This window comes from Saccharothrix sp. NBAS 001, from assembly GCF_056640475.1.
Genome location: NZ_CM153251.1, coordinates 7,116,331 through 7,122,836, shown reverse-complemented (window position 1 = coordinate 7,122,836; position 6,506 = coordinate 7,116,331). Strand labels below are relative to the sequence as shown.

At 69.8% G+C, this 6,506-nt stretch carries 5 protein-coding genes; 3 read left to right on the top strand and 2 right to left on the bottom strand.

All coding sequences use genetic code 11. The features are described 5' to 3' along the window. Window positions 1-14: 14 nt before the first annotated feature. Both AC0HI0_RS30745 and AC0HI0_RS30740 read right to left on the bottom strand, forming a co-directional pair. Window positions 15-1,688, bottom strand: a complete 1,674-nt coding sequence (locus AC0HI0_RS30745; protein ID WP_480926995.1) for a hypothetical protein — start codon at window positions 1,686-1,688, stop codon at window positions 15-17. A 17-nt stretch (window positions 1,689-1,705) separates the two neighbouring features. Next, the gene (locus AC0HI0_RS30740; RefSeq protein WP_480926994.1) at window positions 1,706-2,209 is read right to left on the bottom strand and encodes a YbaB/EbfC family nucleoid-associated protein; all 504 of its coding nucleotides are present in this window, start codon (window positions 2,207-2,209) and stop codon (window positions 1,706-1,708) included. A gap of 442 nt (window positions 2,210-2,651) precedes the next feature. On the opposite strand from AC0HI0_RS30740, the gene AC0HI0_RS30735 reads away from it, so the two are divergent. The 3 genes from AC0HI0_RS30735 to AC0HI0_RS30725 all read left to right on the top strand — a co-directional run bounded on the left by AC0HI0_RS30735 (window position 2,652) and on the right by AC0HI0_RS30725 (window position 6,499). Then, window positions 2,652-3,785: a BMP family lipoprotein gene (locus AC0HI0_RS30735; protein ID WP_480934427.1), complete on the top strand. Its 1,134-nt coding sequence runs from the start codon at window positions 2,652-2,654 to the stop codon at window positions 3,783-3,785. Between the two features lie 84 nt (window positions 3,786-3,869). Continuing rightward, window positions 3,870-5,432, top strand: coding sequence for an ABC transporter ATP-binding protein (locus AC0HI0_RS30730; RefSeq protein WP_480926993.1), 1,563 nt, complete (start codon window positions 3,870-3,872; stop codon window positions 5,430-5,432). After that, window positions 5,432-6,499, top strand: a complete 1,068-nt coding sequence (locus AC0HI0_RS30725; RefSeq protein ID WP_480926992.1) for an ABC transporter permease — start codon at window positions 5,432-5,434, stop codon at window positions 6,497-6,499. Before AC0HI0_RS30730 ends, AC0HI0_RS30725 begins: the two co-directional genes overlap by 1 nt. The last annotated feature ends 7 nt before the right edge of the window (window positions 6,500-6,506 follow it).

Below are 6,506 nucleotides of genomic sequence, written 5' to 3'. Positions count from 1 at the left end.
CCTGGGACAGGGGACTAGACCTGGACGTTGGGCTTGTCGGTGCTCGGGCGGCCGTCACCGGACTTGTTGTCGTACTTGGCCTTGTACTCGTCGTACGACTTCTTCGCGTCCTGGCCCGACGTCTTGGCCTCGTTCGCCGCGGTCTCGGCGCGCTTGCCCGCCGCCTCGGCTTCGTCGGACGCCCGCTTCGCGGCGGCGATGTCGGCCTCGCTGCCGGACGCGAACGCCTTGGCGTTGGCCTCCGCGGCCTTCGCGTTGGCCTCGGTGAAGTCGACGTTGGCCTGCTCGTACTTGGCGTTGGCCTGCTTGGCGGCGTCGTTCTTCGCGCCCAGGTCCTTCTCGGCGGTGGCCTGGGCCGGGTCGCCGGGCTTGCCGTCGGAGGTGGTCTGCTTGTACTCGTCGTAGGCATTCTTGGAGGCTTCGTCGGTCGGCTTGGTGTTGTCCAGCGCCTCGTTCGACTTCTTCGACGCGTCGGCCAGGTCGCGGGCCTCCTTGGCCGAGTTCTCCGCCGCCTTCGCCGCGTCCGCGCGGGCCGAGTCCGCCTCCGCCTTGGCCGCGTCGTACTTGGCCTTGGCCTGGTCGAACGCCGCCTGGTCGCCCGACTCGGCGGCCTTGTTCAGCGCGTCGGCCGCGTCGTTGGCCTTCTTGTTCGCCTCGGCGGCCTTGTCGGACTTGTTCTTGAGGTCCTCGTTGGCGGTCTTGAGGTCCTCGGATTCCTTCTGCTCGTTCTTCTTCGCGTCCTCGTACTTCTTGTTGGCCGCCTCGGCGTCCTTGTTCGCCTTGTCGACCTTGTCCTGGGCGTCGTCGTCCTTCTTGCCCTTCTCGATGTCCTTGTCGACCTCGTTCTGGGCCTTGTAGCCCTCCCAGCCGATCTCGGCGGCGTCGGCGATGTTCTCGAACCGCTCCCAGCCCTTGCCGATCTTCTCCACGACGTCGTCCAGCTTGCCGATCCGGCCCATGTTCCGGCTCAGCGCGCCGACCAGCCGGGCGATCCGGGCGGCGACGTTGGTGGCCAGCGCGATGCCGCGGCCGACCGCGAAGCCGATGAAGCCCGCGATGGACGCGCCGAAGGTGGGGATCGCGGCGGCGGCCGCGGCCAGCGCGCCGGCCAGCAGCGAGCCGAGGAACTGGGCGATCATGTCGCGCACGATGTCGCGCAGGACCTGCACGAGCATGCCGCACACCGCGACGATCTTGGCCTTGGTCTCGATCGCGCCGGCCATGTCGTCGAGTTCTTTGCCCATCGCGTCCATGCTGGCCTTGAACCGCTCGGACGCCTGGCCGGTCCACCCGTCGAAGGTGGCCAGGCCCTGCTTGTGGTCCTCGGCCAGCACGCGCATCTCGACGGCCTGCTTCTTGGTGGCCTCGACGTTCGCGTTGATGTCGTCCGGGTCGCCCATGAGCTGGTCGAAACCCTCGCGGATGAACGAGATGTGCTCGATCAGCCAGCCGATGCCCGCGCCGAGGATGCTGCCGAACGGGTCGGTGACGAACATCGCCACCGACGACGCCGCGCCGATCGCGTTGAACGTGATGTCCAGCACGCGCTCGGTCTCGGACTCCGCGTCCTTGCCGATGGAGTCGATCAGGCCGTCGAACGCCTCGATGAACAACGAGCCCTTGAACTTGTTCTCCTCGGTGATCTCGATACCGGGAGGCGCCGCGATCGGCGTTTCGGGGGCGGTCATGGCATGGCCTTCCTAGGTCACCAGGGCTGGTTGTCGTCGTCGTCCACGTCGTCGCGGCGCGCGGGCCGGGGGGCCGGCGGGCGCGGCGGCGCGACGGGCTGGGGGCGGACCGGCGGGCGCACGGGTTCCGGGGCGGGTTCGGGCTCCGGGTCGTAGGCGTCCTCGTCCTCGACCTCGGGCTCCTCGTCGTGCCGGACCGACTCCAGGACGACCTGCATCGCCTCGGTGTCCGTGCCCATCGGCGCGAACGCCTCCACGACCTTGGCCGACGCGGCCTTCTGCGCGGCGCGGGCGGTGGTCATGATCAGCGCGGTGAGCCGGGCGGGGCCGAGGTCGCACGCGCGGTGGCCGAGTTCGAGGTCCAGCAGCCCGCCGCTGGCCCCGACGGTGATCGTGACCGCGCCGTCCGGGCTGGTGGCGGTGCCGTTCGCGGCGGCGAGGTTCTCCTGGAGTTCGTCCGACTTCTGCTTGAGGTCGGCCAGGCGCGACTCGTAGTCGTCCAGCCACTGCCGGGGGTCCAAGACTGCCTCCTGGGGTGGATACCGATGCACCCTGGAGTTCACCGAAGGTCGCCAACGCGGTCCCAACGTCACACCAACGGGGGACATTCGGCCCGACGCCTGCGGGCCCCCGAACCCGCGACCCGCCGGAGGTCTCGCGACGTGGAAAAGCAAGGGAGGCCGGGACCCCGCCGTTGGTCCCGACCTCCGAACCGGTCTACGGGAGCGACCGGCCGGCGGTTCACGTTGTGACCGTGCGTAGTCGGAGGGCACGCCCCGAAATGGGAAGATCACGCCTAGTGGTGGACTCCGGCTGGAGCACCAACGATTAGGTCACGTGCGGGCCGGTGCGTGCGCGGTCGTCGTTACCACGGGGTACGGTTCGCCACTCGGAGCCCTGACAACGCAGTCGGGGAGTTGTCTGCTCGATGAGCAGGGAGGGAGACGAGCCGTGCGTCGTCGAATGCGTGGCATCGCGGTGGGCGCGATCGCGCTGACCAGCGTTCTGTCGATGGCCGCCTGTGCCAAGGACAGCGGTGGGACCAGCTCCGGGACCACCGGCAGCTCCGCGAGTGGTTGCAAGCTGGCGGACAAGCCGCCGGCCGCCGCCGCGAACACCACCAGCGCCGCGGCCGGCGACAAGGTGGACGGCAGCGCCCTCAAGGTCGGCCTGGCCTACGACATCGGCGGGCGCGGCGACGCGTCGTTCAACGACTCCGCCGCCGCCGGGCTCGACAAGGCGAAGACCGACCTCGGCGTCAAGGAGGTCAAGGAGCTCACGGCCGCGCCGAACGAGGCCGAGGACGCCAAGCAGACCCGCCTGCGCCAGCTCGCGGGCGAGGGCTACAACCCGATCATCGGCGTCGGCTTCGCCTACGCCGAGTCGCTGAAGGTCGTCGCGCCGGAGTTCCCGAACGTCAAGTTCGCGATCGTGGACGGCGCGGTCGACGGCGCGACCAACGTGACCCCGCTGGTGTTCGCCGAGGAGCAGGGCTCCTTCCTGGCCGGCGTGATCGCCGCCTACCAGTCCAAGAGCTGCCACGTCGGCTTCGTCGGCGGCGTGAAGATCCCGCTGATCCAGAAGTTCGACGCGGGCTTCGAGCAGGGCGCCAAGGCCGCCGCGCCGGACATCAAGATCGAGAAGAAGTACCTGACGCCGGCCGGTGACTTCACCGGGTTCCAGGACCCGACCAAGGGCCAGGAAGCCGCCAAGGGCCAGATCGAGGCCGGCTCCGACGTGCTCTACCACGCCGCCGGCGCGTCCGGGAAGGGCGTGTTCTCCGCCGCCAAGACGGCCAACGTCAAGGCGATCGGCGTCGACTCCGACCAGTACAACCAGGCCACCGTCGCGGAGTCCAAGGACGTGATCATCTCGTCCATGCTCAAGCGCGTCGACGTCGCGGTGTACGACTTCGTCAAGGCCGTCGCCAAGAACGACCTGGCCAACCTGCCGAAGGTGTTCGACCTGAAGGTGGACGGCGTCGGCTACGCCACCTCCGGCGGCAAGATCGACGACAACCTGAAGGCCGTGCTCGACGGCTACAAGGCGCAGATCATCGAGGGCAAGATCAAGGTCTCGGACAAGCCGACCAGCTGATCCGGCCGCACCGCACTGGGCCTCGCGAGCTGCTCGCGAGGCCCTTGCGCGGTTTTTGACCCCGGATCCCCAGACGGAGCCTCTATGAGCACCAGCACCCCTGCCGCCGACGTCGCGCCCGCCGTCGTCCTGTCTGGCATCACCAAGCGCTTCCCCGGTGTGGTCGCCAACAGCGACGTGCACCTGACCGTGCGGGCCGGCGAAGTGCACGCGCTGTGCGGCGAGAACGGCGCGGGCAAGTCCACCCTGATGAAGATCCTCTACGGGATGCAGCAGCCCGACGAGGGCACCATCGAGGTCGCCGGCGCCCAGGTCCGGTTCAAGACCCCGGCGGACGCCATCAAGGCGGGCATCGGCATGGTCCACCAGCACTTCATGCTGGCCGACAACTTCACCGTGCAGGAGAACGTCGTGCTCGGCGCGGAGGCGCTGCACGGCATCGGCGGCAAGGCCCGCAAGGTCATCCAGGACCTGGCGAAGTCCACCGGCCTCACCGTCGACCCCGGTGTCCTGGTCGAACGCCTCGGCGTCGCCGACCGGCAGCGGGTGGAGATCCTCAAGGTGCTCTACCGGGGCGCCAAGGTGATCATCCTCGACGAGCCGACGGCCGTCCTGGTGCCGCAGGAGGTCGACGAGCTGTTCGCCACCCTGCGCGGGATGCAGCAGCAGGGCTTCACCTTCCTGTTCATCTCGCACAAGCTGGACGAGGTGCGCGCGATCGCCGACTCGGTCACCGTGATCCGGCGCGGCACCACGGTCGGCACCGCCGACCCCAAGGCGGTGAGTTCCCGCCAGCTGGCGGAGATGATGGTGGGCAGCGAGCTGCCCAGCCCGGAGACCCGCGAGTCCACCGTCACCGACCAGGTCGTGCTCCAGGTGGAGGGCCTCGGCCTGGTCGCCGAGGAGGGCACCCGCCCGGTGCTCGACGGGATCGACCTGGTGGTCCGGTCCGGCGAGATCGTCGGCATCGCGGGCGTCGAGGGCAACGGGCAGACCGAGCTGGTCGAGACGATCATGGGGATGCGCAAGGCGCACCACGGCCGCGTGCTGCTCGGCGGTCGCGACCTGACCAGGCTCGGCACGCTGGCCCGGCGCGAGGCGGGCATCGGGTACGTGCCCGAGGACCGCCACCGGCAGGGCCTGCTGCTCACCCAACCGCTGTGGGCCAACCGGATCCTGGGCTACCAGACCCGCGAGCCGGTGTCCAAGGGCGCGTGGCTGGACCTGCCCGGCGCGAAGCAGGACACCCGGCGGATCGTCGAGGAGTTCGACGTGCGCACGCCGGGCATCGACGTGCCGGCCGCCGCGCTGTCCGGCGGCAACCAGCAGAAGCTCGTGGTGGGCCGCGAGCTGTCCGGCGACCCGGTGCTGCTCATCGCGTCGCACCCGACCCGGGGCGTGGACGTCGGCGCGCAGGCGCTGATCTGGGACGAGATCAAGAACGCGCGGGCGCGCGGCCTGGCCGTGCTGCTCATCTCCGCCGACCTGGACGAGCTGATCGGCCTGTCGGACACGATCAAGGTCATGCTGCGCGGCCGGCTGGTCGCCGACGCGGACCCGGGTTCGGTCACCCCGGAGGACCTGGGCAGCGCGATGACGGGCGCGGGCGCCACGAGCGCCGCCGTCGCGGAACTGGAAGGCGAGTAATGGGAATCCTGCGCGGCAAACTGCTGCCGCCCGCACTGGCGATCCTGTTCTCCGCACTGCTGTGCGGCATCGCGCTGGTGGTGTCCGGCGCGAACCCGGCCAAGGCGTTCGGCGCGATGGTGTCGCAGGTCGGCGAGGGCACGACCGCCGTGGACATCGTCAACAGCACGGGCACCTACTACATCGCGGCGCTCGCGGTGGCCATCGGGTTCCAGATGAACCTGTTCAACATCGGCGTCGAGGGCCAGTACCGGGTCGCCGCGGTGGTCGCCGCGGTGGTCGGCGGCTCGATCGCGCTGCCGCCCGGCCTGCACGCGCTGGTGATCATCGTCGTGGCGGCGCTGGTCGGCGCGCTGTGGGCGGCGGTGCCGGCGGTGCTCAAGGTGACCCGGGGCGTCAACGAGGTCATCTCCACGATCATGATGAACGGCCTGGCGCTCGGCCTGGCCGCGTACCTGATCGGCGAGAACGTGTTCGGCGAGTTGCGGGGCAACAACATCCGCACCCCGGAGATCCCGGAGAGCGGCTGGGTGCCGGGCATCCCGCTGGGCTCCTCGGGCACGATCTTCGGCCTGGTGTTCCTGGCCGCGCTGCTGGGCATCGGCTACTGGGTGATGATGAACCGCACCCGGTTCGGGTTCGAGTTGAAGGCGTCCGGCGAGTCCGCCACGGCCGCCGCGGCGGGCGGTGTCAGCGCGAAGAAGATGGTGCTGATCGCGATGCTGCTCTCCGGCGGCATCGCCGGTCTGGTGTCGATGCCGGAGATCCTCGGCCGCGACCACACCTACAACCTGAACTTCCCGGCGGGACTGGGCTTCTCCGGCATCGCGATCGCCCTGCTCGGCCGCAACCACCCCGGCGGCATCGCGTTCGGCGCGCTGCTGTGGGCGTTCCTGGACAAGTCGGGGCTGGCGCTGGACAACGTCGGCGTGCCGAGGGAGATCGTGACGATCATGCAGGGTGCGATCGTGCTGTCGGTCGTCGTCGCGTACGAGGTGGTCCGCCGGTTCGAGCTGGCCGCCGAGCAGCGCCGGGTCGGCAAGCAGTTGGGGACGGTGGCGGCGTGAGCGAGCT

Coding starts and splice junctions, on each gene's coding strand:
- AC0HI0_RS30745 (WP_480926995.1), bottom strand. CDS start 1,688: ATGACCGCCCCCGAAACGCCGATCGCGGCGCCTCCCGGTATCGAGATC.
- AC0HI0_RS30735 (WP_480934427.1), top strand. CDS start 2,652: ATGCGTGGCATCGCGGTGGGCGCGATCGCGCTGACCAGCGTTCTGTCG.
- AC0HI0_RS30730 (WP_480926993.1), top strand. CDS start 3,870: ATGAGCACCAGCACCCCTGCCGCCGACGTCGCGCCCGCCGTCGTCCTG.
- AC0HI0_RS30725 (WP_480926992.1), top strand. CDS start 5,432: ATGGGAATCCTGCGCGGCAAACTGCTGCCGCCCGCACTGGCGATCCTG.